This is a genomic window from Paraburkholderia rhynchosiae (assembly GCF_002879865.1).
Classification (GTDB): Bacteria; Pseudomonadota; Gammaproteobacteria; order Burkholderiales; family Burkholderiaceae; genus Paraburkholderia; species Paraburkholderia rhynchosiae.
In genome coordinates this window covers 176169-201023 of record NZ_PNXY01000005.1, presented here as the reverse complement: position 1 = coordinate 201023, position 24855 = coordinate 176169, and the positions used below count along the sequence as shown (strand labels likewise).

The following is a 24855-nucleotide window of genomic DNA, read 5'->3' as shown; positions in this document are numbered from 1 at the left end:
TAGTGGTTACTCTTCTTCGCCCGCGACTTCTGCGCCTGCGCCGGTCACTGCCTCGGCCATTGCATTGACGCCCAGCGATTCGCGGATACGGTTTTCGATTTCACGAGCGATGTCCGGATTCTCGCGCAGGAATTCGCGCGCGTTGTCCTTGCCCTGACCAATACGCTCACCGTTATAGCTGTACCATGCGCCGGCCTTGTCGACGATCTTGGCCGATACGCCCAGGTCGATAACTTCGCCCTGACGCGAAATACCCTCGCCGTACAGGATGTCGAAAATCGCCTCGCGGAACGGTGGCGATACCTTGTTCTTGACCACCTTCACACGCGTTTCGTTACCAATCACTTCGTCGTTCTTCTTGATCGAACCGATGCGGCGAATGTCCAGACGCACCGACGCGTAGAACTTCAGCGCGTTACCGCCTGTGGTGGTTTCCGGATTGCCGAACATTACGCCGATCTTCATGCGGATCTGGTTGATGAAGATCACGAGGCAGTTCGTGCGCTTGATCGTGCCGGTGAGTTTGCGCAGCGCTTGCGACATGAGACGCGCTTGCAGACCCGGCAGCGAGTCGCCCATTTCGCCTTCGATTTCAGCCTTCGGCACGAGCGCCGCGACTGAGTCGATCACGATCATGTCGATCGAGCCCGAACGCACCAGTGCGTCAGCGATTTCAAGCGCCTGTTCACCCGTGTCCGGTTGCGAGACCAGCAGATCGTTCACATTGACGCCGAGCTTGCCCGCGTACTGGATGTCCAGCGCGTGTTCCGCGTCGATAAACGCTGCGGTGCCGCCGAGCTTCTGCATTTCGGCGATGACTTGCAGCGTCAATGTGGTTTTACCCGACGACTCCGGACCGTAGATTTCGACCACGCGGCCACGCGGCAAACCGCCGACGCCAAGTGCGATGTCGAGGCCGAGCGATCCCGTTGAAACGACCTGGATGTCTTCGACTACCTCACCTGCGCCGAGCCGCATGACCGACCCTTTGCCGAACTGCTTTTCGATCTGCGCGAGGGCGGCAGCGAGTGCCTTGCTCTTTTCAGCAGTCAGTCCAGCCGAGCCTTTCTTGCTTTCTTCCATGAATCGTCCTTTGCTATGATGAACGGCGTCTGAGGCAGATGTGCGGCCCACCTTTTGAAGGACAGCACACGAAACCCAGACACTGTATAAAAAAACAGTAGTTTTGGCAAGCGCGATTCTCATGCGAACGCGCATTTTTACCGTCGCGCTGCCTGAACCACCCACAATAATTTTCGGAGACCGCTGTGCGCCACGGGGATACCCAAGGTGCCGGCCAAGGCCTTAAGCTGGCGCATCATGCGAATTCTGATTGCCGAAGATGACAGCATACTCGCGGACGGTCTGGTTCGATCACTCCGCCAATCGGCCTATGCCGTCGATCACGTGAAGAGCGGAGTCGAGGCCGACACCGCACTGTCGATGCAAAGTTTCGATCTGCTGATTCTCGATCTCGGCCTGCCGCGCATGTCCGGGCTGGAGGTGCTGCGCCGTCTGCGCGCCCGCAACTCGAACCTGCCCGTGCTGATCCTGACCGCGGCGGACAGCGTCGACGAACGCGTCAAAGGCCTCGATCTCGGCGCCGACGATTACATGGCCAAGCCGTTCGCGCTCAACGAACTGGAAGCGCGCGTGCGCGCGTTGACGCGGCGCGGCGCGGGGGGCGGCCCGACAGTCGTGCGGCACGGCTCGCTGTCGTTCGACCAGGTTGGCCGGATCGCCTATGTCAACGATCAGGTGATCGATCTCTCGGCGCGTGAACTGGGGCTGCTCGAAGTGCTGCTGCAACGGATCGGACGGCTGGTTTCGAAGGAGCAACTGGTCGATCATCTGTGCGAGTGGGGCGAAGAAGTCAGCAACAACGCGATCGAGGTCTATGTGCACCGACTGCGCAAGAAGATCGAGCCGAGCGGCGTGCGCATCATTACCGTGCGCGGTCTGGGCTACTGCCTCGAGAAAGCGGCGGCGCCCGCGAATAGCAACGCAAACGCGAACACGAGCGGAAACGCGACTGCCGCAACGGCGCCCTCGCCCGCCGAGCCCGAGCCCGAGCCGCCGTCATCGCCGCCCTCCGGCGGGATGCCGGCCAGTCACCACTACAAATAGAGCACGCCCATGTCCGCACGCGCTGATCGCGCGACGGCCCGCGCGGCGGATCTCGACGAGGCGCGCGACGAGCGCTACGCCAATCCGTTCGCCCCGCCCGACGAAACCGAAGCCGTCGCGCAGGCGCGCCCTCGTTCGCTGTTCGGCGAAATCCTCGACTGGATGCTGGCGCCACTGCTGCTGCTGTGGCCAATGAGTCTCGCGGTCACCTATCTGGTCGCCAAGTCGATTGCAAACGGACCGTTCGACCGCGCGCTCGAAACGGACGCCTACGTACTCGCGCGCCAGATCCATCCGGTCAACGGCGTGGCTGAACTGACGCTGCCCGATTCCACGCGCGACTTTTTGCGCACGGACAACGTCGACAATGTTTTCTATCAGGTGCTCGGCACACGCGGCGAACTGGTGGCCGGCGAGCGCGACATGCCGCTGCCGCACGAAGACGACCGGCCGCAGCCGGGGCTCGTTGCGTTCCGCGACGACATGCTGCGCGGCAACGACATCCGCGTGGCCTATACGACGGTCGAATTCCCGCAGACGCCCGGCGCGGAGCCCGTGCTGGTGCAGGTCGCCGAAACGCTCGACAAACGCAGCCAGCTTGCCAACGACATCATCAAAGGCGTGATCCTGCCGCAGTTCGTGATCCTGCCGCTCGCCATCCTGCTCGTGTGGTTCGGCCTGTCACGCGGTCTCGCGCCGCTGCACGCGTTGCAGGCGCACATCCGCGCACGGCGTCCGGACGACCTGTCGCCGCTCGAGGCGCGTCGCGCGCCGCCGGAAATCGAGCCGCTCGTGACCTCGTTCAACGATCTGCTAACGCGCCTCGAACAGAACATGGAGCTGCAAAAGCGCTTTATCGCCGACGCCGCGCATCAGATGAAAACGCCGCTCGCGGGCTTGCGCACTCAGGCGGAATTGGCGCTGCGGCAGGACGCGTCGGCGGAAGTGCATCGCTCGCTCCAGCAGATCGCCACGAGTTCCGAGCACGCGGCACGGCTCGTCACGCAGTTGCTCGCACTCGCGCGCGCGGAAAACCGTATGTCCGGGCAGATTTTCACGCCGGTGGAGGTGACAGAAGTCGCGCGCAGTGCCGTGCGCGACTGGGTGCAGGCCGCGTTCGCCAAGCAGATGGACCTGGGTTATGAAGCGCCCGAGGAGCCCGTCGAGGTCGAAGGCAACCCGGTCATGCTGCGCGAAATGCTGTCGAACCTGATCGACAACGCCATTCGTTATACGCCGGCGGGTGGCCGCATCACGGTCAGAGTCAGGCACGACGCGGCTGCGCGGCTGGTGCATCTCGAAGTCGAGGATACGGGGCTCGGCATTCCGGTGGCCGAACGTTCGCGGGTAATCGAGCGCTTTTACCGGATTCTCGGCCGCGAAGGCGACGGCAGCGGTCTGGGGCTTGCGATCGTCCGCGAGATTGCGACGATGCACGGCGGCGAGCTGACGATCGACGACAACGTCTATCAGACCTCACCGCGGCTCGCCGGAACGCTCGTGCGTGTCAGTTTGCATGTGCTCGAACGGGGCAGGACTTACCCTAACGCGAACTGACAGCTAAAACGCTTGATCACCACATTGCCCGTCATTAGCGCAACGTTAGGCGACGTTTTCTACACATCGACCGATTTTCACGACAGCATGCCACCGCTTAACAAACCGCCGCTTTGCCCGTTCCCGTCAGTACGCCGTAAGTTTTCACTCCAATAATCGGTTGCACGGGTCCGCCCGGACGGGTGCACCGCGTGTATATCAATATTGGAGACGACATATGGCTACCGTTGGCGGGCACCTTTCGCCCGTGCCGATGACGCGCGATGAGAAGCGGGTGATCTTCGCATCGTCGCTAGGTACGGTTTTCGAGTGGTACGACTTCTATCTGGCCGGCTCACTGGCGGCCTTCATCAGCAAGAGCTTCTTCTCCGGCGTCAATCCGACTGCCGCCTTCATCTTCACGCTGCTCAGCTTCGCCGCGGGCTTCGCGGTCCGGCCGTTCGGCGCGGTGGTGTTCGGGCGGCTCGGCGACATGGTCGGCCGTAAATACACGTTCCTCGTCACGATTGTGATCATGGGGCTGTCGACTTTCCTCGTCGGCTTCCTGCCTGGCTATGCGGCGATCGGCATTGCTTCGCCGGTGATCTTCATCGCGATGCGGATGCTGCAAGGCCTCGCGCTCGGCGGCGAATACGGCGGCGCTGCAACCTACGTGGCCGAACACGCGCCGCCGGGACGCCGCGGCTTCTACACCGCCTGGATCCAGACGACGGCCACGCTCGGCCTTTTCCTTTCGCTGCTGGTGATTCTCGGCGTGCGCACGGCAATGGGCGAAGACGCGTTCGGCGCATGGGGCTGGCGGATTCCGTTCATCGCGTCGATTTTCCTGTTGGGCATTTCGGTGTGGATCCGGCTGCAACTGCATGAATCGCCGGTGTTCGAGCGCATCAAGGCCGAAGGCAAAACGTCCAAGGCGCCGCTCTCCGAGGCGTTCGGCCAGTGGAAGAACCTGAAGATTGTGATTCTCGCGCTGATCGGCCTGACCGCCGGCCAGGCCGTGGTGTGGTACACGGGCCAGTTCTACACGCTGTTCTTCCTGACGCAGACGCTGAAAGTAGACGGTGCAACGGCCAACATCATGATCGCGATAGCGCTGCTGATCGGCACGCCATTCTTCCTGTTCTTCGGCTCGCTGTCGGACCGCATCGGCCGTAAGCCGATCATCATGGCCGGCCTGCTGATCGCCGCGCTGACGTACTTCCCGCTGTTCAAGGCGCTGACGCACTACGTCAACCCGGCGCTGGAAACGGCCACGGCGAGGGCGCCGATCGTCGTGATCGCGAATCCGGACGAGTGCTCGTTCCAGTTCAATCCGGTCGGCACGTCGAAGTTCACCAGTTCCTGCGACATCGCGAAGAGCGCGCTGTCGAAGGCCGGTTTGAACTATGAGAACGTCGCCGCGCCGGTGGGATCGCTTGCACAGATCAAGGTCGGCGATACGGTGGTGAACACGTTTAACGGCAAAGCCGCCGACGCGAAGGACCAGGGCAAGGCGTTCGACAAGACGCTCGCGACGACCCTGAAGTCCGCCGGCTACCCGCCGAAGGCCGACCCCTCGCAGATCAACTGGCCGATGAGCGTGGCGATCATGACGATCCTCGTGATCTACGTGACGATGGTCTACGGACCGATCGCGGCGATGCTGGTGGAAATGTTCCCCACGCGGATCCGTTACACGTCGATGTCGCTGCCATATCACATCGGCAATGGCTGGTTCGGCGGATTCCTGCCGGCCACCGCATTCGCGATCGTCGCGGCGAAGGGGAACATCTACTCGGGCTTGTGGTATCCGATCGTGATCGCGCTCATCACGTTCGTGATCGGCATGCTGTTCGTCCGGGAAACCAAGGACTCGGACATCTACGTGAAGGATTGAGACGCCTCCCGGCGGCGGCAACGTGAAAAAGTGGCGCGCCGGGGGTTGACAGCCCCCGGCGCTATCCTCATAATCTCGCTTCTTTCGGCGAATTAGCTCAGTTGGTTAGAGCGACGGAATCATAATCCGCAGGTCCGGGGTTCGAGTCCCTGATTCGCCACCAGTTGCAAGAAAAAGCCGCTGATCCGCAAGGTTCAGCGGCTTTTTTGTTTCTGGCTGTCCACGTTCGATCCAGACAGCGACACCCGCAACTTCAAGGAGGTTTCTTGATGACGTTCCGCACTGCCGCGCGCGCCGTGGCCACCGCATCGATCGCGCTTCTTGGCGCCGCTTCCGCACTCGCCGTTCAGGCGCAAGCTCCGACGGACAATCAGTGGCGCGTAAGCCAGACCACGCTGTCGACGCTTTTGCAAAACGGCTACAAGATCGTCGCCGTCGTGAACACGCCTCGCGGCGACGGCGGGCCGGCCGACACGATTTTTGTCCAGCGCGACCAGAGCGCGTTTAAATGCGTCGATCCGCAAGCATCGGATGCCGGCAAGGACGTGGGCAGGAAAGCGCCCGGCTGCTATGAACTCGCACCGCCATCGGGCGCGGCTACCGGTTCCGAAGCCAAATAGAAAGCCATCCGAAGCTGGCTCCGCAACGTTGCATCAACGATCCACGAGCCGGCTGAGGTTGCCTCGTACCCGCTGCAATAACGCAACGATCTGGGCGGCTTCGTCGTCGGTGAAGCCGTTCAGCGCTTCCACCGCGACCGGGGCGCAATACGCACGACACGGCGGTGCTTCAAGCCGAGATAAATCGATCACGCTTCTATGCGACCGCGCGTGACGCCCAGCAAGCGCGCCATCGCGTCGCGCGCCACGGTGGCATCGCGGTCGCGAATGGCTTCGAACACCGAGGTATGTTCAGCGAGCGACGCATTGAAAACCTCCGCGCGTTTCGCATTCAACCGAAGCTGCGCCTCGAGCGTGCGCTCGATCAGCGTGCCGAGCGGAATCAGCAATTCGTTGCTGCACGCGATCAACACGCTCAGGTGAAACTTAAGGTCCGCGCGAACCCATTCGTCGACATTGCGCGCGGCAACCATCGCCGCATGACTGGCGGCGAGCGCGGCAAACGTGTCCTCCGAATGCGAGGCGGCTGCGAGACCCGCGGCGTAGGGCTCGATCATCTCGCGCATTTCCTGCAGCTTCAGCGCGAACGCCATCGGCTCGGCGACGCGCGAATACCAGTCGAGCACATCGACATCGAGCAGATTCCACGCGTGCCTCGGCCGCACGCGCGTGCCCACGCGTGGACGCGACTCGATCAACCCTTTCGACGTCAACGTGCGCAGCGCCTCGCGCAGCACCGTGCGGCTCACGCCAAACGTCTCCATCAACTCGGCTTCGCGCGGCAGAATCGAATCGGGTGCGTAGTCGCCGCGCAGAATCGCGGTCGCCAGCAGATGGGCGACGCGCCCGTGCAAATCGCGTTGAATGGCTTTCTCCCTGCGGCGTTGCCGCTCAATATCTGACCAATAGTACTATTAATAGTACTTTAGCGGCCTTTGTTGTAGCATAAGAGCCCTCGAATATTTCGCATGGGACTGGAGACGCACACCATGAAAATCACCAAGCTTGAAACCTTCATCGTTCCGCCGCGCTGGTGCTTCCTCAAGGTCGAGACGGATGAAGGCGTCGTCGGCTGGGGCGAGCCGGTGGTCGAAGGCCGCGCGCACACGGTGGCCGCGGCGGTCGAAGAACTGTCGGACTACCTGATCGGCAAAGACCCGCTTCTGATCGAAGACCATTGGCAGGTGATGTACCGCGCAGGCTTCTATCGCGGCGGCCCGATCACGATGAGCGCGATCGCCGGTGTCGACCAGGCGCTGTGGGACATCAAGGGCAAGCATCATGGCGTGCCGGTGCATGCGCTGCTCGGCGGCCAGGTGCGCGACAGGATCAAGGTGTATTCGTGGATTGGCGGCGACCGTCCGAGCGACGTAGCGAACAACGCGCGCGCCGTGGTCGAACGCGGCTTCAAGGCCGTGAAGATGAACGGCTCGGAAGAGTTGCAAATCATTGACACTTTCGACAAGGTGCAAGGCGTCATCAACAACGTCGCGGCGGTGCGCGAGGCGGTCGGGCCGAACATCGGCATCGGCGTGGACTTCCACGGCCGCGTGCACAAACCGATGGCCAAGGTGCTGGCGAAAGAGCTCGACCCGTACAAGCTGCTCTTCATCGAAGAGCCAGTGCTCTCGGAAAACGCCGAGGCGCTGCGCGACATCGTCAATCAGACCAACACGCCGATTGCATTGGGCGAGCGTCTGTATTCGCGCTGGGACTTCAAGCACATTCTGTCGGGCGGCTATGTCGACATCATTCAGCCGGACGCGTCGCACGCGGGCGGGATTACCGAGTGCCGCAAGATCGCGTCGATGGCGGAAGCCTACGACGTCGCGCTCGCCCTGCACTGCCCGCTCGGGCCGATCGCGCTCGCGACCTGCCTGCAGATCGACGCCGTGAGCTACAACGCATTCATTCAGGAACAGAGCCTCGGCATTCACTACAACCAGGGCAACGATCTGCTCGACTACATCAGGAACCCGGAAGTCTTCAAATATGAAGACGGGTTCGTGTCGATTCCGCAAGGCCCGGGCCTCGGTATCGAAGTGAACGAAGAGAAAGTGCGCGAGATGGCGAAGGTCGGACACCGCTGGCGCAATCCGGTCTGGCGTCACGCGGACGGTAGCGTCGCCGAATGGTAAATGCCTGAATCACGCCGCCTGCGCGCGGTGTTCCGGATTTGGGCATCGTCATTGAACGAAGGCGGGCGCGCGTTACGGTGACGTGACGTGCGCCCGTCTCAGTAACGTAACATCCCGGACCGCGCGGGCCTCGACCTGCGCTTTCACGCCCTCGCCGCGCTCGCTCATGCCGCGAGCAAAGCCTTGCCCGCCAAGGCGTCCGCGCCGTTTGTCCGGCATCAGACAGACGCATGGCCCACTCCTTGCTGAAATGCATTCCAACGTCGAATGCATCGGGGGGCATCATGGGCGAATTCCTTCCAGACTATCTGCTGCGCGAACAGGCCGCCGTCGGCGCGCTCGTAATGTTCGGCGTGCTTCGCATCATCAGCGCGGCCGTGGCGTATGAACGCGGCTGGCGCATCGCGGTCGTCGAGAAGTGGTTTATCGTCGCGGCGGTCGTGTATTGCATGCCGCAGCTTTTCGATTTGCTCACTCATATTTACGGCTCGCATGCCGCGGCCGCCGAACTCGAAGGCAAAGCCGCGGGCTGCGCGATCGCACTCTTCTTCGCGCCGATCCTGGGACATCGGCTGGGCTTCGAATGAATCGATTCAGCGGCCGGATGCCGAACATGCGCTTGTCAACGCGACTTGCCAAACCTGCCGGACCCGCGACACCGACATATCGCGTCGGCGACGTGCTGAAGCTCAAATCCGGCGGATGCGCGATGACCGTCGCGTGGAGCGGCCCCGTGCTGTTTGCGTCGGGCAACTGGCTGATCTGCCAGTGGTTCGCCGAGACGGGCGAGTTGATGCAGGAGATGTTTCCCGAGGAGACACTGGAACGGGTCAGAACGCGCTTGCGACATATTGGGCAGTAGCGGATTCGCTGGTCAACGCCAGGCGACCGTGTGTGTTGCGCCGCACGCTGAAACTGTGCGGCGCTTTTTTTTATGCGGCGCGGGCGGTCGTGCCGGTCCCGTTTGAAGCACGACCGCGGGACTTCGACACTGAAGCGGGCGTCGGCAGGTCGGGCGTCGGCGCTCAGCCGAGCGCCGCGAGCGCGGGCGCGCTATGCGCTAGCGCGGCGGCCGCGACAAAAACGCCGATCATCGCAAGCGCTTCCAGATACAGCACGTTGACGAACGTATGCGCGTCCATCGTCGATGCTGTCCGCCGTAGGCGGGGCAGCGCGAGAAAACGGTTGAGGCCACCGAGCACTAGCGCAAGTGCGACGAGCGAGAGCTTAAGCGTCAACACGTGGCCCCATGTGCTGGACGCGATCGCCTGAAACGAGCCGCCCGAGCCCTGCACCGCGTTGAAGATGCCGGAGAGCAGCACGAACCCCACTGCGACCGCCGACACGTTCGACACCTGCGTCGCCGTGCGGATCAAAATACCGCGCGCGGTCGACGCGCCGAGCGCGGGCAGCACGGCAAGCCCGGCGGTGATCGCGAGGCCGCCCCACACGCCCGTCACGAGCACGTGCAGGGTTTGCATCGCGACGGCCGCGGATGCCGGGCCTGCATCGGCCGCGTGTCCGAGCGACGCCTTGCCCGCGGCAATCGCGATCACCGCAAGCCACAGCAGCGCGTTGCGCAACATGCCGCTATGACCGGTCATGGCCGTGCCGAGCAGCACCAGCGCGCCCGCAAACGCAACGCTCCAGCCGTAGCCGACATGCGTTTGCGTGAGCACCGTCGGCACGAAGCCGAACGCGGCGGGCAAAGCGACGCCGCTCATCGAGGCCGCCTGATACAGCAGCCAGCCGAGGTCCGCGAGCACCAGCACGACGGCCGCCGTCAGCATCGACCGCTGCGCTCGCACCCACGCGGGGCGCGCCGGTGAGATCTTCGCCTTGGCATCTTTCGCCAGCCACGCGCCGAGCAGCGCCGAACCGATGGCAAACGCAAACGCGACGTTCATGAGCGCGGCCATGGCGACCTGCCCCATCCACAATCCGTCGATGCTCATTTGACGGTGAACCCAAAGTCGCCTTGCGTACGATGGCCATCCGTCGCAACCGCGATCCAATGCACCGCATAGCGCCCCGCGCTCAATTGCGGCAACGGCAAATGCATGGCGCGCGCGTCCTGCTTGTCCACTTGCGACTCAGCGTGCGCCGCCGTCCTGCCCTTTGCATCGGCAAGCGCGATCTTGCTGAAGGCCGGCTCGAGCGGCTCGGTGAAATGGATGGTCACTTCGGTGGGCGCGACGACTTCGGCGTTCGCGGCCGGTTCGCTGGAAACGAGATGCGCATGCGCGAATGCCGTGGATGTCAGCAGCAGCGCTGCAGCGCCGCATGCCCACGCTAGCCGCGCCGGACGGGAAAATTTGATTAGCTTCATGTAAGGCCGATAGCGGATGAACAGGAAAACGGTCGACGCCGGCCGGACCGGCTGGAACAGGGGCGCTCTGCGTAAATAGACCCGCGCAGAGCCCGGCGCGCCCGGAAGTGTACGCTTCGATGGCTCGCGCGCGCGTGGGTTCAACACAGCGCTGATGAAAGTTCGCCGGGTACAGCGTTTGCCACCTTGGACAGCGCTGCGAAGAAGTCGAAAAGGCGCGCCCGAGTTCCACACAGCAATGCGCGTCAAACTGTCGCACGCCTGTGACAGCCGCAAACTGGTCGAATGCGGCAAATAGGCATCATCACCCTTCGATGATAGAATGCTGCGTCGCCGCAGCGCCGGCTGCCCTTCACACCGAGCCGCTCGAAGTTCGGTCAGGTCCCCGATTTTGATGGAGTTACGCGTGTCTTCAAGACGCATTTTCCGCCCGTTGCTTGCCCTTCTGCTGATCGGCTCCGCGGGTGTCTATAGCGCTGCGAAAGCGCAGACTCAACCGAAGGCCCCCGATACGATGGAAGCGCGCGTGCAAGGTTGCACGGCCTGCCACGGCACGCATGGTCAAGGTACTGACAACGACTACTTCCCGCGTCTGGCGGGCAAGCCGGCAGACTATCTGTACAACCAGTTGCAGAATTTCCGCGAGGGGCGTCGCAAGTATCCGCCCATGAATTACCTCGTCACGTATCTTTCTGACGACTATCTGCATCAGATCGCCACCTACTTCTCGAAGCAACGTCCGCCGTATCCGCAGCCGGCGAAGCCGACGGTTTCATCCGCCACGCTCGCGCGCGGCCAGCAGATCGTGCTGAACGGCGACGCATCGAAACAGATTCCGGCTTGCGCCGCCTGTCACGGCAAGAGCTTGACAGGTATGGAGCCGGCCATCCCGGGTCTGGTCGGTCTGCATTCGGATTACATCAGCGCGCAGCTCGGCGCATGGCGTTCCGGCTCGCGCCACGCCATCGCGCCTGATTGCATGCACACGATCGCGACGCGTCTGACGGACGAAGACGTGAACGCGGTCGCTGCATGGCTTTCCACGCAACAGGCCCCACAAAACCCCGTGCCGGCTCCGGCCCGCTCGATGAAGACTCCGCTTGCCTGCGGCAGCGAACCGCAATAAGGCACCGGGAGAGACACTCAAATGAAACGCAAGTCTTTGTTCGCCCTCTCGGCAGTCGTCGTTGTTGCGGCTGCTGCACTCGTTCCCGTCCTGTGGTCGGGCGGCGACAACCTGCATAACGGTTCGGCCATGGCGGCAACGCCCGCCGACCAGGCTGCGCTCGTCAAGAAGGGCGAGTACCTCGCCCGCGCCGGCGACTGTATCGCCTGCCACACGGTGCGCGGCGGCAAGCAATTCGCCGGCGGCCTGCCCATGGCCACGCCGTTCGGCACGATGTTCACGCCGAACATCACGCCGGACGACCAGTACGGTATCGGCAAGTGGACGCAGGACGACTTCTACCGCGCCATGCATACCGGCCGTTCGAAAGACGGCAGCCTGCTCTATCCGGGCTTCCCGTTCACGAGCTACACGAAGGTCACGCGCGCCGACTCGGACGCGATCTACGCGTATCTGCGCTCCGTCGCGCCCGTCAACGTAGCGAGCCGTCCGCACGAACTGAAATTCCCGTTCAACCAGCGCAACATGCTGATCGGCTGGCGCACGCTGTTCTTCCGTGAAGGCGAGTACAAGCCGGATCCGACCAAGTCGGTCGAATGGAACCGCGGCGCGTACCTGATCGAAGGCCTCGGCCATTGCGGCATGTGCCATACGTCGATCAACGCCATGGGCGGCCCGGTCAGCTCAGCGGCGTTTGCCGGCGGCCTGATCCCGTTGCAGAACTGGTACGCACCGTCGCTCACGTCGAACAAGGAAGCTGGCCTCGGCGACTGGGAAACCAAAGACATCGCGGATCTGCTGAAGACCGGCGTGTCCAACCGCGGCGCGGTGTTCGGTCCGATGGCCGAAGTGGTCCACAACAGCCTGCAGTACATGAGCGACGCGGACATCAACGCAATGGCCACGTACCTGAAGACGATTCCGCAGAAGAGCGAAGCACCGGAGCCGATGCAGCTCGAGACGTCCGAAAAGTTCGGCGGCGAACTGTTGAAGCAAGGTCAGAAGATCTACGCTGACAACTGCGCGAAGTGCCACGCGGAGAACGGTCTCGGTCAGCCGCCGGCCTTCCCGCCGCTCGCGAACAACCAGTCGATCCAGATGCCGTCGGCGGTCAACCCGATCCGTATGGTGCTAAACGGCGGTTATCCGCCGAGCACGGACGCGAACCCGCATCCGTACGGCATGCCGCCGTTCGCGCAGTCGCTGTCGAATCAGGAGGTGGCAGCTGTCGTGACGTATATCCGTATGTCGTGGGGCAACCACGGCACGGCCGTGTCGCCGCAGCAAGTGTCCGATCTGCGTTCGGCGCCGCTCGACTAAGCAGTGTTCGATGCACCCTGGGCGCGGCCTGCGAAATTCGCGGCCGCGCCCTTCGTTTTTTGATGACCGGTATCATTGGGTAACTCGCGTGGCAACTGTTACCCCGATGAAACCGCGTAGGAGAAATAAGCCGTGCATGTTGGTGAGCGTTTCAACAGCATTACCCACCTCGTCGGCGCCGTGCTGTCGGTGGTGGGGCTGGCTACGCTCGTGACAATGGGTGCGCTCGACGGCGACGCGTACAAGGTGGTCAGCTTCAGCGTGTACGGTGCGATGCTGTTCGTGCTGTATGCTATCTCGACGCTTTACCACAGCGTACGCAACCCGCGCGTCAAGGCGGTGCTGCAGAAATGCGACCATTCGGCCATCTATCTGTTGATCGCCGGAAGCTATACTCCGTTCACGCTTGTCACGTTGCGCGGGCCGTGGGGCTGGTCGCTGTTCGGCGTAAGCTGGGGGCTTGCCGCTCTTGGCATCGTGCAGGAACTGACGCTCGGGCGACGCACCCGCAGCGTTTCGATGGTGCTGTATGTCCTGATGGGATGGCTCGCGCTCGTTGCCGTCCGCCCGCTGGTTCAAGCCTTACCGGCAGCGGGCACTGCCTGGCTCGTGGCCGGCGGGGTCATCTACAGTGCTGGCATCTACTTCTTCATTAACGACGAGCGCATCCGGCACGGACATGGTATCTGGCACCTGTTCGTACTGGCGGGCAGTCTGTGTCAATTCGTCAGCGTCGCGCGTTATGTCGCGTGACGTCCACGGCGGCGAAATGCAACTTAAGGCCAGTCAACGTGTCTGCATAGCGCGTTGAAGCATCCGGCACGCGTCTGAAGCGTGCCGCCGATTTCTCTGCGAATGGAACTGGGCTTCGGCCTTGATCTCGATCACGCCATGCGGCGTGTTCATGCTGCATTTGTGCCCGCTGGGGGCCCACGTGTGCCGTTCGCGAAACTGCATTGCAAAGAGTTTTTATGTCTTTTGATTCCCTCGGCTTGTCCGAACCGTTGGTCCGCGCCGTACATGAACTCGGCTACACCACTCCGACTCCCATTCAGACCCAAGCGATCCCCGCCGTGCTGAACGGCGGCGACCTTCTGGCCGGAGCGCAAACCGGCACCGGCAAGACGGCCGGCTTCACGCTGCCGATCCTGCAGCGTCTCAATTCGATGCCCGCCGTCGCCACGGCGTCCGGCAAGCGCGCGGTGCGCGCGCTGATTCTCACGCCTACGCGTGAACTCGCCGCGCAGGTCGAGGAAAGCGTGCGCGCCTATGGCAAGTATCTGAAGCTGAAGTCGACGGTGATGTTCGGCGGCGTCGGCATCAATCCGCAGATCGGCGCGCTCAGGAGCGGCGTGGACATCGTCGTCGCGACGCCTGGCCGTTTGCTTGACCACATGCAGCAGAAGACCATCGACCTGTCGCATCTCGAGATTCTCGTGCTCGACGAGGCGGACCGGATGCTCGACATGGGCTTCATCCACGATATCAAGCGCGTGCTCGTCAAGCTGCCGCCGAAGCGTCAGAACCTGCTGTTCTCAGCCACGTTCTCCGACGAGATCAAGACCCTCGCCGACAATCTGCTCGACTCGCCGGCACTGATCGAAGTCGCGCGCCGCAATACGACGGCGGAAACCGTCGCGCAAAAAATTCACCCGGTGGATCGCGACAAGAAGCGCGAATTGCTCACGCATCTGATCAAGCAGCACAACTGGTTTCAGGTGCTGGTGTTCACGCGCACCAAGCACGGCGCCAATCGCCTCGCCGAACAGTTGACGAAGGACGACATCAGCGCGCTGGCGATTCACGGCAACAAGAGCCAGTCGGCTCGCACGCGGGCGCTCGCCGAGTTCAAGGACGGCACGCTGCAGGTGCTGGTTGCCACCGACATCGCGGCGCGCGGCATCGACATCGATCAGTTGCCGCACGTCGTCAACTTCGATCTGCCTAACGTGCCGGAAGACTACGTGCACCGGATCGGCCGCACCGGTCGCGCGGGCGCGACCGGCGAGGCGATTTCGCTGGTGTGCGTTGACGAACTGCAATTGCTGAAGGACATCGAGAAGCTGATCAAGCGTCCCGTGCCGCAGGAAGTGATCGCCGGTTTCGAACCGGACCCGACCGCGAAGCCCGAGCCGATTCTGCGCCGCGGCCAGGGCGGTGGTGGTGGCGGTGGTGGACGTTCGCCGCGTCAGGGTCAAGGTGCGCCGAAGGGTGGCAACGGCGGCGCGGCAAAACCTGCCCAACGCTCGGGCCAACGTGCGGCCAACGGCCAGCAACAGCCGAAGCCGCAAGGCGCGAAGCCGGCAGGCAACGGCGGCCAGCCGCGCCGTGACGGTCAGCGTCCCGACGACCGTCCGCGCGCTGTCGCGCATGAAGGCAGCGCCGCGCAGCATGCGCCGCGCAAGCCGCAAGGCGGCAATCCGGGTGCGTTGCTGAGCGGCGCGAAGCCGCGCAACGACGCGCCGCGTGGAGGCAATCCGGCGCGCAGCGGTCAGCGCGGTCGTTAAGCGCGGCCGTTCAGCGCTGCAGTTAAGCGTGGCGAGGCGGGAAGGTCTGACGGCCTTGCCGCTCAATGCCAGCAAGCGAAGTTGCGCAAGGCGCGGGCGTGAGCCTAAACGCCCGCCGCCGCGGCTCGCTTCAGGTGCTCGATCTGCCGTTCCCATCGGTCGAGCACTTTCTCTTCCTCTCCTTCAAGTTCGAACGTAATGCCGCTTGTCAGGCGCGCATAGCGCACGCTTTGCATTTCCGCTGAATCGATCGAACAGCTCATATACACGAGGCCACTGTCGTCGCCATCGGCGGGCGGCAGCGGCGTGGCCAGCAACTGCACCTGATAGAACGCCTCCTCGAAGACGAAGCTCAACGCCGCCCGTCCGCTTTGCGCGATGGCGCGCGCCGCCCTCGCTTGCGGCCACAACGCGATGCATAGCGTGCGCGAATCGGGCGCATACAACTCGCCGGTGCCCAGCAGCGACGTGCGGATATGCTGATTCGCATCGACGGTCAACAGCGACGCCGTAAAACCCGCTTTGCTCACCAGCGACGAGCCGTCGAACAGCGCGCGCACCGCGTCGGGCCATTCATCAAAGGCGGTCTGGTCGAGCGGGCGTTGGGGCAAGGAAGAATCGCTCATCGCAGGTATCCGGTTGAAAGGGCCAATCTGAATGATGCCTTGAAAAGCGAAATGGCCCGCACGCGCGGGCCATTTGCTCGGTGCCGACGTGATGCCGACGCCGCATCGACGCAATATCGCTTCAGCGGAAGAACACGTGCTGCGTGATCTTCGCGAGCGGATAATGCACGCCGGGTTGAATCTTGGCCGGCAGATCGAGCGGCTTGAGCAACATCTTCACGCACATGTCGGCCGACAGATTGCGCCGCACCAGTGCATTGATGCGCGCGGCGCGCTCGCGGTTGTAGGCCTGATCGCGCACGCGCTCCGGATAACGGATCGCAAACACATGACGCAATGCGATCTCCGAGTCTTCGTTCTTGATCTCCATCACGCGGCGCATCAACGCGCCGAGCACGGCTAGCCGGCCATTGCCTTCAATCTTGTTGTACTTCTTGAAGTACTTGAAAAAGTGCTTGTAATGGCGGACTTCGTCGGTGCGGATGTTGTCGGTGATCTCCTTGAGTACCGGTTCGTCCGAGCACTCGCCAATCGCGCGATACAACGTTGCCGTACCTGTTTCAACCACGCAGCGCGCCACCATTTCAAGCGCGCGAGTCTTTTCGAAATCTTCGACCGAACAGGTCAGCGAATACTCGTCCATGAAATTGCGGAACGCAGTATCCCAATCGTATTCGGGCCACACGTAAGCGATATACGTTTTGAGCGCGCGGCCGTGCTGCATTTCCTCGGGCTCCCATTCGTTGTTGAGCCACGCGGAAACCTCCGGATCGCCGTCGAAGAACTTGCTCAAATTACTGGTGTAAAGATCGGTGCCGCTTTCAATAAACGAAGCGGCACACAGCAGCAACAGCAGATCTTCGTTAGCGACCGCCTTCTGGCGATCAATGCGCGTGAGGTCGATATCCTCGACCCGCCAGGGCATGACATGGTTCAGCTCTGTGTGCATCGTGTCTTGCTCCGAAAGCTGTATCGACTCGTGGAGCATGCTCGAAACCGCTGCTCTCGCGCTGCCTTGCGTTGCGGTTCGCCGTGTCGGATACAGCGCCGTGAATTAGAGTTAACCCCTTGTGTCTGCATCTTAGCCGCTGTTTGGCAACTCTGCAGACAACCCAGCACAGACCATGCCGATTGGCCGCAGTTCCAATTCCACGATAGACGAAAGTTTCAGTGAGGCAAGCACGACTGCGTCGGGCACAGAAAAGCCAGCTCAGTGAGCTGGCTTTGGCTTCGCAGAAAGCGAGGACGTCACGCTTTGAGAATTGCGGCGGCGGAATGTTTGAACCCGGGTTTTGCTCCATGTTCGGGTCCGCACGTGCCGCCGGTTGCCGGCGTCAGAAACCCGCTGCCAATCCGTCGCGGCGGCTATCGCTGGCGGCCACATAGCCGCGCTCCGGATCGTTGCGATCGAGCTTCCAGATGTACTGGCCCGAGCCGAAATCCATGTAAGGATCGTCGACGGATTTGATCGTGTGGCCGAGCTTTTGCAAAGCCGCAGCCGTCTTCTGCTCGAGCGTCGATTCGATGTCGATCGTGAAGTCGCGGTTCACTTTCCAGCGCGGCGCGTCGCATGCGGCCTGCGGCTGCTGACCGTAGTCGAGCATGCGCACGATAGATTGCAAATGACCTTGCGGCTGCATGTCGCCGCCCATCACGCCGAAGCTCATCACTGCTTCCTGCTGGCCGTCCACCTGCTGCGTGAGGAACGCCGGGATGATCGTGTGGAACGGCCGCTTGCCGCCTTCCACGACATTCGGCGACTTCGGGTCCATCGAGAAGCCGCAGCCGCGATTCTGCATGGAGATGCCGGTGTCCGGCACCACGATGCCCGAGCCAAAGCCCATGTAGTTCGACTGAATAAAGCTGACCATCATGCCGCGCTCGTCCGCCACCGACATGTAGATCGTGCCACCCGCCTTCGGCATGCCAAAATTGAACTGCGTCGCGCGTTTGTGATCGATCAGCTTCGCGCGCGACGCGAGGTAGGCGTCATCGAGCATCTGCTCGGGCGTGACATCCATCGAACGCGGATCGGCGACGTAGCGGTAGACATCCGCGAACGCGAGCTTCATCGCCTCGATCTGCAAGTGCTGCGACTCGACGTTGTCGACCGTCAGTTCCTTCACATCGAATTTTTCGAGGATGCCGAGCGCGATCAACGCCGCGATGCCCTGCCCGTTCGGCGGAATCTCATGCACGGTGTAGCCGCGATAGTCCTTGCCGATCGGCTCGACCCAATCTGCACGATAGTTGCGCAGGTCCTCGACGGTCAGCGCGCCGCCGCATTCACGCGAAAACGCCGCGATGCGCTCTGCAATCTCGCCTTCGTAGTACGCGCGCGGTCCTTGTTCGGCGAGCTTGCGAAGAGTCTTAGCATGACCGGGAAAGCGCATGAGCTCGCTCACTTCCGGCGCGCGGCCGCGCGGCATGAAGGTGGCCGCGAAGCCCGGCAGATCTTGCAGTTCCGGTACGGCCGCCGCCCATTTATGAGCGACGATGGTCGCCACCGCGTGACCGCGCCCGGCGATCTCGATGGCCGGCGCCATCAGATCCGCAAACGGCAGCGAGCCGAATTTCTGGTGCAGCGCCTCCCAACCCGCGATCACGCCCGGCACCGTTACGGCGTCCCAGCCGCGCGTCGGCTGAATCGCCAAGCCGTTTTGCTCGCCGTATTTGCGCTTGAAGTAATCGACGCTCCACGCCGCCGGCGCCGCACCCGACGCGTTCAATCCGTGCAGCTTACGGCCGTCCCAGACCAGCGCAAAGGCGTCCCCGCCGAGGCCGCACGATACTGGCTCGACGACGGTGATCGCGGCGGCGGCTGCGATCGCCGCGTCCACAGCGTTGCCACCTTTCCACAGCATGCGCAGCCCAGCCTGGGCGGCGAGCGGATGCGATGTCGAAACGATGTTGCGCGCGAATACGGGCAGACGCGGCGTCGGATAAGGGTTTTGCCAGTTAAAGCCAGTCATGTCGAACACTCTCGGAAGCACGGTCCTGACGGTGTGAGCCGTCGGACGCCATAAGAAAATGAAACGCGGATGGAATGCATCGGGAAGCGCGAAACCTTGGATTGCAGCGCGTTCCGGCGCAAAAAACAAATTCATTTGTCGCATGGATCAATGCGTCGACGGCCTGAATGCATGCCGCCCATGGCGAGCGATCACCATGGGCGCCACATGAGTTGGCAGACCAGTCGCGCGATGGTCTTACAATACACGCACCTTCGCTGCCCGATTCCGCCGCCCGCCTGCCGCGCCCGTGGCCGGCAGGCGCCGATAAAAACCGACAATCCAGGACCCATGACCCGAGACCCCCGCCTGACTCTCAACGCCCGGCAACAGGAACTGCTGGAGTGGGTGCAACGCGACGGCTTCGTAACGGTGGACGACCTCGCGGCGCATTTCGACGTGACGCCGCAGACGATCCGCCGCGACGTCAACTGGCTCGCCGACATGAACCTGCTGCGCCGCTATCACGGCGGCGCGAGCCTGCCGACCAGCTCGGAGAACGTCTCGTACACGGCGCGTCAGCGGATGTTCCATGACGAGAAGCGGCGCATTGCGGCGCTAGTAGCCACTCACATTCCCGACCAGGCGTCGCTCTTCATCAACCTCGGCACGACCACCGAGGAAGTCGCGCGCGCGCTCAACCGGCACCGCGGACTGCGCGTGATCACCAACAATCTGAACGTCGCCAGCATGATGAGCGGCTATCCCGATTGCGAGGTGCTGGTGACCGGCGGCGTCGTGCGGCCGTGGGACAAAGGCATCGTCGGCGAGCTGACGATCGACTTCATCCGCCAGTTCAAGGTGGATTTCGCGATCATCGGCACATCGAGTATCGAAACCGACGGCACGCTGCGCGATTTCGACACCCGCGAAGTGCGCGTGGCCGAGGCGATCATGCAGCACGCGCGCACCGTTTTTCTCGCCGCCGACAGCTCGAAATTCGGCCGCCCGGCGCTGGTTCGCCAGGGCCATCTCGATCAGATCGACGCATTGTTCACCGACGCCCCTCCGCCGCCCGACATGGCCGAAACGCTCAATGCCGCCAATTGCCAGGTATACGTGGCCGGCTGACCAGGCATCCGCAGCCATGTTGCAGCGCACGCGGAACTTCAAGTGAAATCACGGATCTTCCCGCCGCTGGGAACCGCCTCCGCGGCGAACAGTTGTCAAAGGGAAAATTTACGGGTGGCGATTTGGCGTTTAACGTTCGCTTGACTACACTCCAGTTCCCCGGCGTTCGTTGCGCGCTCTCGCGTGCAGCCGGTTAGGTGAAGTGAACCTGTCGTAAGCCGTACCTCCCGCCCAATTTTTTGCGGACTCATTGGCAACTGCCTGGCGCTGCCCCGGCAGCGACTGCCAGTCGCCGTCAAGGCCGTCCGCGCTTGCTTGACATGGAGACAAACGATGCTGAGTCCGCACGAATTCGCCACGTTGTTGCTCGTCAAGGACGCTCCCACTCAGGTCGACATGGAGCGAGAAGAACTCGACGCCCTCCTCGAACGTCAGCTCGTACAACTCGAGCGGCTCGCGTCGGGCAATGAACAATGGCGTGTAACGGAATCCGGCGATAGCGCACTTCGAGCCATCAAACGTCTTTCCTGAAATCGACTCGGCGTGTCGTCGGGGCGTATCGCTGAATTGTCGGCGCGCGCGTTTAGCGGCTGAGCCGCGCGCTTGCGCCTGAGACCACTCGGCTTGTGTCAACGCGGGCGCCCATTGCGGCGTCCGCTTTCGTTGCTTCTGCGCCGGTGATGCGGCGAAGCGGCGCGGCGGCCAGCCGTAATGCCGCTAAACAGCTATCTCGTGTTCAACCACTGCGCAACGTGGGATCGACGGCCGCGCGCCAGCTCAAAGCCTTCGCGCGCTGCTCAGTGAAGAACGCGACCCACTGATTGCGAACCTGCGGATCCGCACTCGCGCCCTGGCTCGTGTAGCGCTGCGCGATCGACGTCTGGAACGCGCAGTAATCGTCCTTCGACAAGCGGCCGCGCCGATTCGCCACGTACGCATCGAACAGCGCCGCATATACGCCTTGCGCGTCGTTGCCGTAGTCGACCGTCTGCGTACTGCACATCTGCTGCAACGACATGAACGACGGCGCGCCCATCGTTCCGCTCAGGCTAGGCGAACCGACGCACCCCGCAAGAAGCGCAGCGGCGCCCACCATGAAAAGTCCACGCATGTATGTCACCTCCAGTTGGCTGCTGCAAGAGTATCGTCCGTGGTCGCGCGTTGCGCCACTACCCCCCGCCATTCGATAGAGCCGCGCCAGGAAGAGCGAACTTTACTTTTTCGAATATGTTCATTAAAGTTCGAAAACGAACACTATAGATTCGATAGGCCTTCAAACGACTTTCCAAACGATGCAGGAGACGCACCAGGTGACGCAAGGCACGAGATACGATTTGCTCGTCGTGGGCGGCGGGATCAACGGCGCCGGCATCGCACGCGATGCGGCCGGCCGCGGCCTGTCCGTGCTGCTCTGCGAACAGGACGACCTGGCGGCGCACACGTCGTCGGCGAGTACCAAACTGATCCACGGCGGCTTGCGCTATCTGGAGTACCGCGAGTTCGGGCTGGTCCGCAAAGCCCTGCAGGAGCGTGAGACGTTGCTGCGCGCCGCGCCGCACATCATCTGGCCGCTGCGCTTCGTGATGCCGCACATGCCCGACCTGCGGCCAGCGTGGCTGATCCGTGCGGGTCTGTTCCTTTACGATCACCTCGCCCGGCGCGAGCTGCTGCCGGGCTCGCGCGGCATTGTGATGCGCGATCATCCGGCCGGAATTCCGCTCGTCGATTCGATCAAGCGCGGCTTTGTGTATTCGGACGGCTGGGTCAACGACGCGCGCCTCGTCGTGCTGAACGCGCTCGACGCAGAAGAGCATGGCGCGAAAATCCTCACGCGCACGAAGCTGTTGAGCGCGGTGCGCGTCGGCGGGGAATGGCGCGCGCAGCTGAATCGTGCGGACGGCACGACCATCGACGTGCGCGCCGCGTCAATCGCGAACGCCGCCGGCCCGTGGGTCGGCGAACTGCTGGAAGGCGCGCTGGGCCGCGCGGCATCGCACAGCGTGCGGCTCGTCAAAGGCAGCCACATCGTCACGCGGCGTCTGTTCGAACACGACCACGCTTACATCTTCCAGAACCCGGACAAGCGGATCATCTTCGCGATTCCGTATGAACAGGACTACACGCTGATCGGCACGACCGACCTCGAATATCGCGGCGACCCTGCCCACGTTGCGATCAATGCCGCCGAGACGCAATACCTGTGCGACTCGATCAATCGCTACTTCAAGCAGAAAATTTCGCCGGCCGACGTGCGCTGGACCTATTCGGGCGTGCGGCCGCTGCTGGAGGAAGAAGGCGCGGACGATCCGTCCGCCGTCACGCGCGATTATTCGCTCGAACTCGATGCACCGGCGGGTGAGGCGCCGCTGCTCTCGGTGTTCGGCGGCAAGATAACGACCTTCCGCAAGCTCGCCGAAGAGGCCGTCGACAAACTTGCGCAAGTTCTGGGCAACGGCGCACCTTCATGGACGGCCGGTGCACCCTTGCCCGGCGGCGACATCCCGCACGCAAACTTCGAACGCTTCCTTGCCGAACTGAAGCAGCAGCACGCGTGGTTGCCGGCGGACCTCGCACACCGCCTCGCCCGTGCTTACGGCACGCGCGTCAACAACGTAATCGGCAGTGCGCGCTCGCTCGCCGATCTCGGCCACGCCTTCGGACCAGGCCTTTACGAAGCGGAGCTGACCTATCTGCGCGACACCGAATGGGCACGCAGCGCGCAAGACGTGCTGTGGCGCCGCTCGAAACTCGGGCTGCATGTGGAGCCGGGCGCACTCGACTCGGTTACGCGCGACATCGACGCATGGTTCGCTCGCGAACCTGAGCGACAGAGCGCGTAACCTAGTCGAAAACCCACGCGCTCGTTGGGTACAAAAAACCCGTTTCACCCTTCGGCTGCATCGAGCCGGGCTGCGCCGATACGCATGGTCGCGGCCCGCTCGAAACGACATGCCGTTCCCGTCGCCGGTAAGCTGTACGGCGATTCATAAAACGCATGGAGAAGAGACAATGCAGGATCAATACATCCTCGCGCTTGACCAGGGCACGACCAGCTCACGTGCGATGCTGTTCGACCACCTCGGCAATGTCGTGTCGACAGCGCAAAAGGAATTTCAGCAGATTTATCCGCATCCGGGCTGGGTGGAGCACGACCCGCAGGAAATCTGGTCGACGCAAGCGGGTGTCGCCGCGGAAGCCGTGACGCGCGCCGGCATGAACGGCACGTCGATTGCCGCGATTGGCATCACCAATCAACGCGAAACCACGATCGTATGGGATCGTGAAACTGGTCATCCGATCTACAACGCGATCGTCTGGCAGGACCGCCGTGCCGCCGACTTCTGCGATCAGCTCAAGGAGCAAGGCCTCGAAGCGAAAGTCCGTGCGAAAACCGGCTTGCCGATCGACTCGTATTTCTCGGCGACCAAGATCCGCTGGATTCTCGACAACGTGGAGGGCGCGCGCGAGAAGGCGAAGCAAGGCCGGCTCGCGTTCGGCACGGTAGATAGCTGGCTCGTGTGGAATTTCACCAAGGGTGGCCTGCACGTTACCGACGTGACGAACGCGTCGCGCACCATGCTCTTTAACATCCACACACTGAAGTGGGACGACGAACTGCTGGAAGCGCTCGATATTCCGCGCAGCATGCTGCCCGAAGTGCGCGCGTCGTCGGAAGTGTATGGGCCGACCAGGACCACCGTGTTCGCCTCGAAGATTCCGCTCGCGGGCATCGCCGGCGACCAGCATGCGGCGCTCTTCGGCCAGATGTGCACGCAATCCGGCATGGTGAAGAACACCTACGGCACCGGCTGCTTCCTCGTGATGAACACCGGCGACAAGCCGATCGAATCGAAGAACAATCTCGTCACCACGATCGCCTGGCAGATCGGCGATCAGATCAACTACGCGCTCGAAGGCAGCATCTTCATTGGCGGCGCGGTGGTGCAATGGCTGCGCGACGGCCTCGGCATCATCAAGAACGCGGCTGAAATCGAAACATTGGCGCGCGGCGTGCCGCATTGCGATGGCGTGTATCTGGTGCCCGCGTTCGCCGGCCTCGGTGCGCCGCATTGGAACGCGCGCGCTCGCGGCACGCTGTTCGGCGTGACGCGTGGCACGACCTCCGCGCATATCGCGCGCGCCGCACTCGACTCGATCGCGTATCAGTCGCTCGATGTGCTGAAAGCCATGGAGGCCGACTCCGGCATTCGCATCGGCGAATTGCGCGTGGACGGCGGCGCGTGCGCGAACAATCTGCTGATGCAATTCCAGGCGGACATTCTCGGCGTGAACGCGGTCCGTCCCAAGGTGTCGGAAACCACTGCGCTAGGCGCGGCCTATCTGGCAGGTCTCGCGGTCGGCTATTGGAAAGATGTCGACGAACTGCAAAGCCAGTGGAAGCTCGATCGCCGCTTCACGCCCGAACTGGAACAAGCCGACGTGAAGGAATGTCTCAACGGCTGGAAGCGCGCGATTGGCGCCGCAAAAGCGTGGGCCGACACGCCTTGAGCGCGCCCACCGCGCTATTCATGGACTCACATCCGGCA

At 62.8% G+C, this 24855-nt stretch carries 23 protein-coding genes, 1 tRNA gene and 1 pseudogene; 16 read left to right on the top strand and 9 right to left on the bottom strand.

Translation table 11 applies throughout. The annotated features are described in order from the left end of the window. Positions 1-6: 6 nt before the first annotated feature. Entirely contained in the window at positions 7-1083 is a 1077-nt protein-coding gene (gene recA, locus C0Z16_RS09290; RefSeq protein WP_102631858.1) for a recombinase RecA, read from the bottom strand. Positions 1084-1320: 237 nt separating this feature from the next. Here recA and C0Z16_RS09285 point away from each other — a divergent pair, with 237 nt between their 5' ends. The 5 genes from C0Z16_RS09285 (at position 1321) to C0Z16_RS09265 (ending at position 6180) form a co-directional block, all read left to right on the top strand. Further along, on the top strand, positions 1321-2127 hold the full coding sequence (locus tag C0Z16_RS09285) for a response regulator transcription factor (RefSeq protein ID WP_102631857.1): 807 nt from the start codon (positions 1321-1323) through the stop codon (positions 2125-2127). A gap of 9 nt (positions 2128-2136) precedes the next feature. After that, positions 2137-3684 (top strand): sensor histidine kinase, encoded by a 1548-nt coding sequence (locus C0Z16_RS09280; protein WP_102631856.1) that lies wholly within the window; start codon positions 2137-2139, stop codon positions 3682-3684. A gap of 217 nt (positions 3685-3901) precedes the next feature. Next, positions 3902-5560 carry an MFS transporter gene (locus C0Z16_RS09275; RefSeq protein ID WP_102631855.1) on the top strand — a complete coding sequence of 553 codons (1659 nt, stop codon included), beginning with the start codon at positions 3902-3904 and terminating at the stop codon, positions 5558-5560. An 86-nt stretch (positions 5561-5646) separates the two neighbouring features. Then, a tRNA-Met gene (locus C0Z16_RS09270) sits at positions 5647-5723 on the top strand. Between the two features lie 106 nt (positions 5724-5829). Next, positions 5830-6180: a hypothetical protein gene (locus tag C0Z16_RS09265; protein ID WP_102631854.1), complete on the top strand. Its 351-nt coding sequence runs from the start codon at positions 5830-5832 to the stop codon at positions 6178-6180. A gap of 33 nt (positions 6181-6213) precedes the next feature. On the opposite strand, the pseudogene C0Z16_RS09260 reads toward C0Z16_RS09265, so the two are convergent. Further along, a pseudogene (locus tag C0Z16_RS09260) lies at positions 6214-6318 on the bottom strand (MarR family transcriptional regulator); the annotation flags it as partial. Positions 6319-6368: 50 nt separating this feature from the next. Continuing rightward, the gene (locus C0Z16_RS09255) at positions 6369-7076 is read right to left on the bottom strand and encodes a FadR/GntR family transcriptional regulator (RefSeq protein ID WP_102631853.1); all 708 of its coding nucleotides are present in this window, start codon (positions 7074-7076) and stop codon (positions 6369-6371) included. 93 nt (positions 7077-7169) lie between these two features. Between C0Z16_RS09255 and dgoD the strand changes: the two genes are divergently transcribed. The 3 genes from dgoD (at position 7170) to C0Z16_RS09240 (ending at position 9180) form a co-directional block, all read left to right on the top strand. After that, on the top strand, positions 7170-8318 hold the full coding sequence (gene dgoD / locus C0Z16_RS09250; protein ID WP_102632002.1) for a galactonate dehydratase: 1149 nt from the start codon (positions 7170-7172) through the stop codon (positions 8316-8318). 284 nt (positions 8319-8602) lie between these two features. After that, positions 8603-8905, top strand: a complete 303-nt coding sequence (locus C0Z16_RS09245) for a hypothetical protein (protein ID WP_102632001.1) — start codon at positions 8603-8605, stop codon at positions 8903-8905. A 26-nt stretch (positions 8906-8931) separates the two neighbouring features. Then, complete coding sequence (locus C0Z16_RS09240) at positions 8932-9180, top strand: YodC family protein (RefSeq protein ID WP_102632000.1); 249 nt, start codon at positions 8932-8934, stop codon at positions 9178-9180. 163 nt (positions 9181-9343) lie between these two features. On the opposite strand, the gene C0Z16_RS09235 is transcribed toward C0Z16_RS09240, so the two are convergent. Then, positions 9344-10273, bottom strand: coding sequence for a CopD family protein (locus tag C0Z16_RS09235; RefSeq protein WP_102631852.1), 930 nt, complete (start codon positions 10271-10273; stop codon positions 9344-9346). Beyond that, the gene (gene copC, locus C0Z16_RS09230; RefSeq protein ID WP_102631999.1) at positions 10270-10647 is read right to left on the bottom strand and encodes a copper homeostasis periplasmic binding protein CopC; all 378 of its coding nucleotides are present in this window, start codon (positions 10645-10647) and stop codon (positions 10270-10272) included. The genes C0Z16_RS09235 and copC overlap by 4 nt, the downstream gene beginning before the upstream one ends. Positions 10648-11041: 394 nt before the next feature. On the opposite strand from copC, the gene C0Z16_RS09225 reads away from it, so the two are divergent. From C0Z16_RS09225 to C0Z16_RS09210, 4 genes are all read left to right on the top strand, one after another. Next, positions 11042-11773: a c-type cytochrome gene (locus C0Z16_RS09225; protein WP_102631851.1), complete on the top strand. Its 732-nt coding sequence runs from the start codon at positions 11042-11044 to the stop codon at positions 11771-11773. A 21-nt stretch (positions 11774-11794) separates the two neighbouring features. Continuing rightward, positions 11795-13093: a c-type cytochrome gene (locus C0Z16_RS09220; RefSeq protein ID WP_102631850.1), complete on the top strand. Its 1299-nt coding sequence runs from the start codon at positions 11795-11797 to the stop codon at positions 13091-13093. Positions 13094-13225: 132 nt separating this feature from the next. Beyond that, the gene (gene trhA, locus C0Z16_RS09215) at positions 13226-13846 is read left to right on the top strand and encodes a PAQR family membrane homeostasis protein TrhA (protein ID WP_102631849.1); all 621 of its coding nucleotides are present in this window, start codon (positions 13226-13228) and stop codon (positions 13844-13846) included. Positions 13847-14064: 218 nt separating this feature from the next. After that, positions 14065-15600: a DEAD/DEAH box helicase gene (locus C0Z16_RS09210; RefSeq protein ID WP_102631848.1), complete on the top strand. Its 1536-nt coding sequence runs from the start codon at positions 14065-14067 to the stop codon at positions 15598-15600. A 104-nt stretch (positions 15601-15704) separates the two neighbouring features. Here the strand turns inward: C0Z16_RS09210 and C0Z16_RS09205 are convergent, their stop codons facing one another. From C0Z16_RS09205 to ggt, 3 genes are all read right to left on the bottom strand, one after another. Continuing rightward, entirely contained in the window at positions 15705-16226 is a 522-nt protein-coding gene (locus C0Z16_RS09205; RefSeq protein WP_102631998.1) for a hypothetical protein, read from the bottom strand. Between the two features lie 121 nt (positions 16227-16347). Then, a complete protein-coding gene (locus C0Z16_RS09200) occupies positions 16348-17175 on the bottom strand; it encodes a ferritin-like domain-containing protein (RefSeq protein ID WP_102631997.1) in 828 nt (275 codons plus the stop codon). 385 nt (positions 17176-17560) lie between these two features. Beyond that, positions 17561-19198, bottom strand: coding sequence for a gamma-glutamyltransferase (ggt, locus tag C0Z16_RS09195; protein ID WP_102631996.1), 1638 nt, complete (start codon positions 19196-19198; stop codon positions 17561-17563). A 330-nt stretch (positions 19199-19528) separates the two neighbouring features. On the opposite strand from ggt, the gene C0Z16_RS09190 reads away from it, so the two are divergent. Continuing rightward, positions 19529-20308 (top strand): DeoR/GlpR family DNA-binding transcription regulator, encoded by a 780-nt coding sequence (locus tag C0Z16_RS09190; protein ID WP_102631847.1) that lies wholly within the window; start codon positions 19529-19531, stop codon positions 20306-20308. A gap of 333 nt (positions 20309-20641) precedes the next feature. Then, complete coding sequence (locus tag C0Z16_RS09185; RefSeq protein ID WP_102631846.1) at positions 20642-20839, top strand: hypothetical protein; 198 nt, start codon at positions 20642-20644, stop codon at positions 20837-20839. 205 nt (positions 20840-21044) lie between these two features. On the opposite strand, the gene C0Z16_RS09180 is transcribed toward C0Z16_RS09185, so the two are convergent. Beyond that, entirely contained in the window at positions 21045-21419 is a 375-nt protein-coding gene (locus tag C0Z16_RS09180; RefSeq protein WP_102631845.1) for a hypothetical protein, read from the bottom strand. 199 nt (positions 21420-21618) lie between these two features. On the opposite strand from C0Z16_RS09180, the gene glpD reads away from it, so the two are divergent. Together glpD and glpK are read left to right on the top strand one after the other, a co-directional pair. Next, positions 21619-23148 carry a glycerol-3-phosphate dehydrogenase gene (gene glpD, locus C0Z16_RS09175; protein WP_102631995.1) on the top strand — a complete coding sequence of 510 codons (1530 nt, stop codon included), beginning with the start codon at positions 21619-21621 and terminating at the stop codon, positions 23146-23148. Between the two features lie 169 nt (positions 23149-23317). Continuing rightward, positions 23318-24817, top strand: coding sequence for a glycerol kinase GlpK (gene glpK, locus C0Z16_RS09170; RefSeq protein ID WP_102631844.1), 1500 nt, complete (start codon positions 23318-23320; stop codon positions 24815-24817). Positions 24818-24855: the final 38 nt, after the last annotated feature.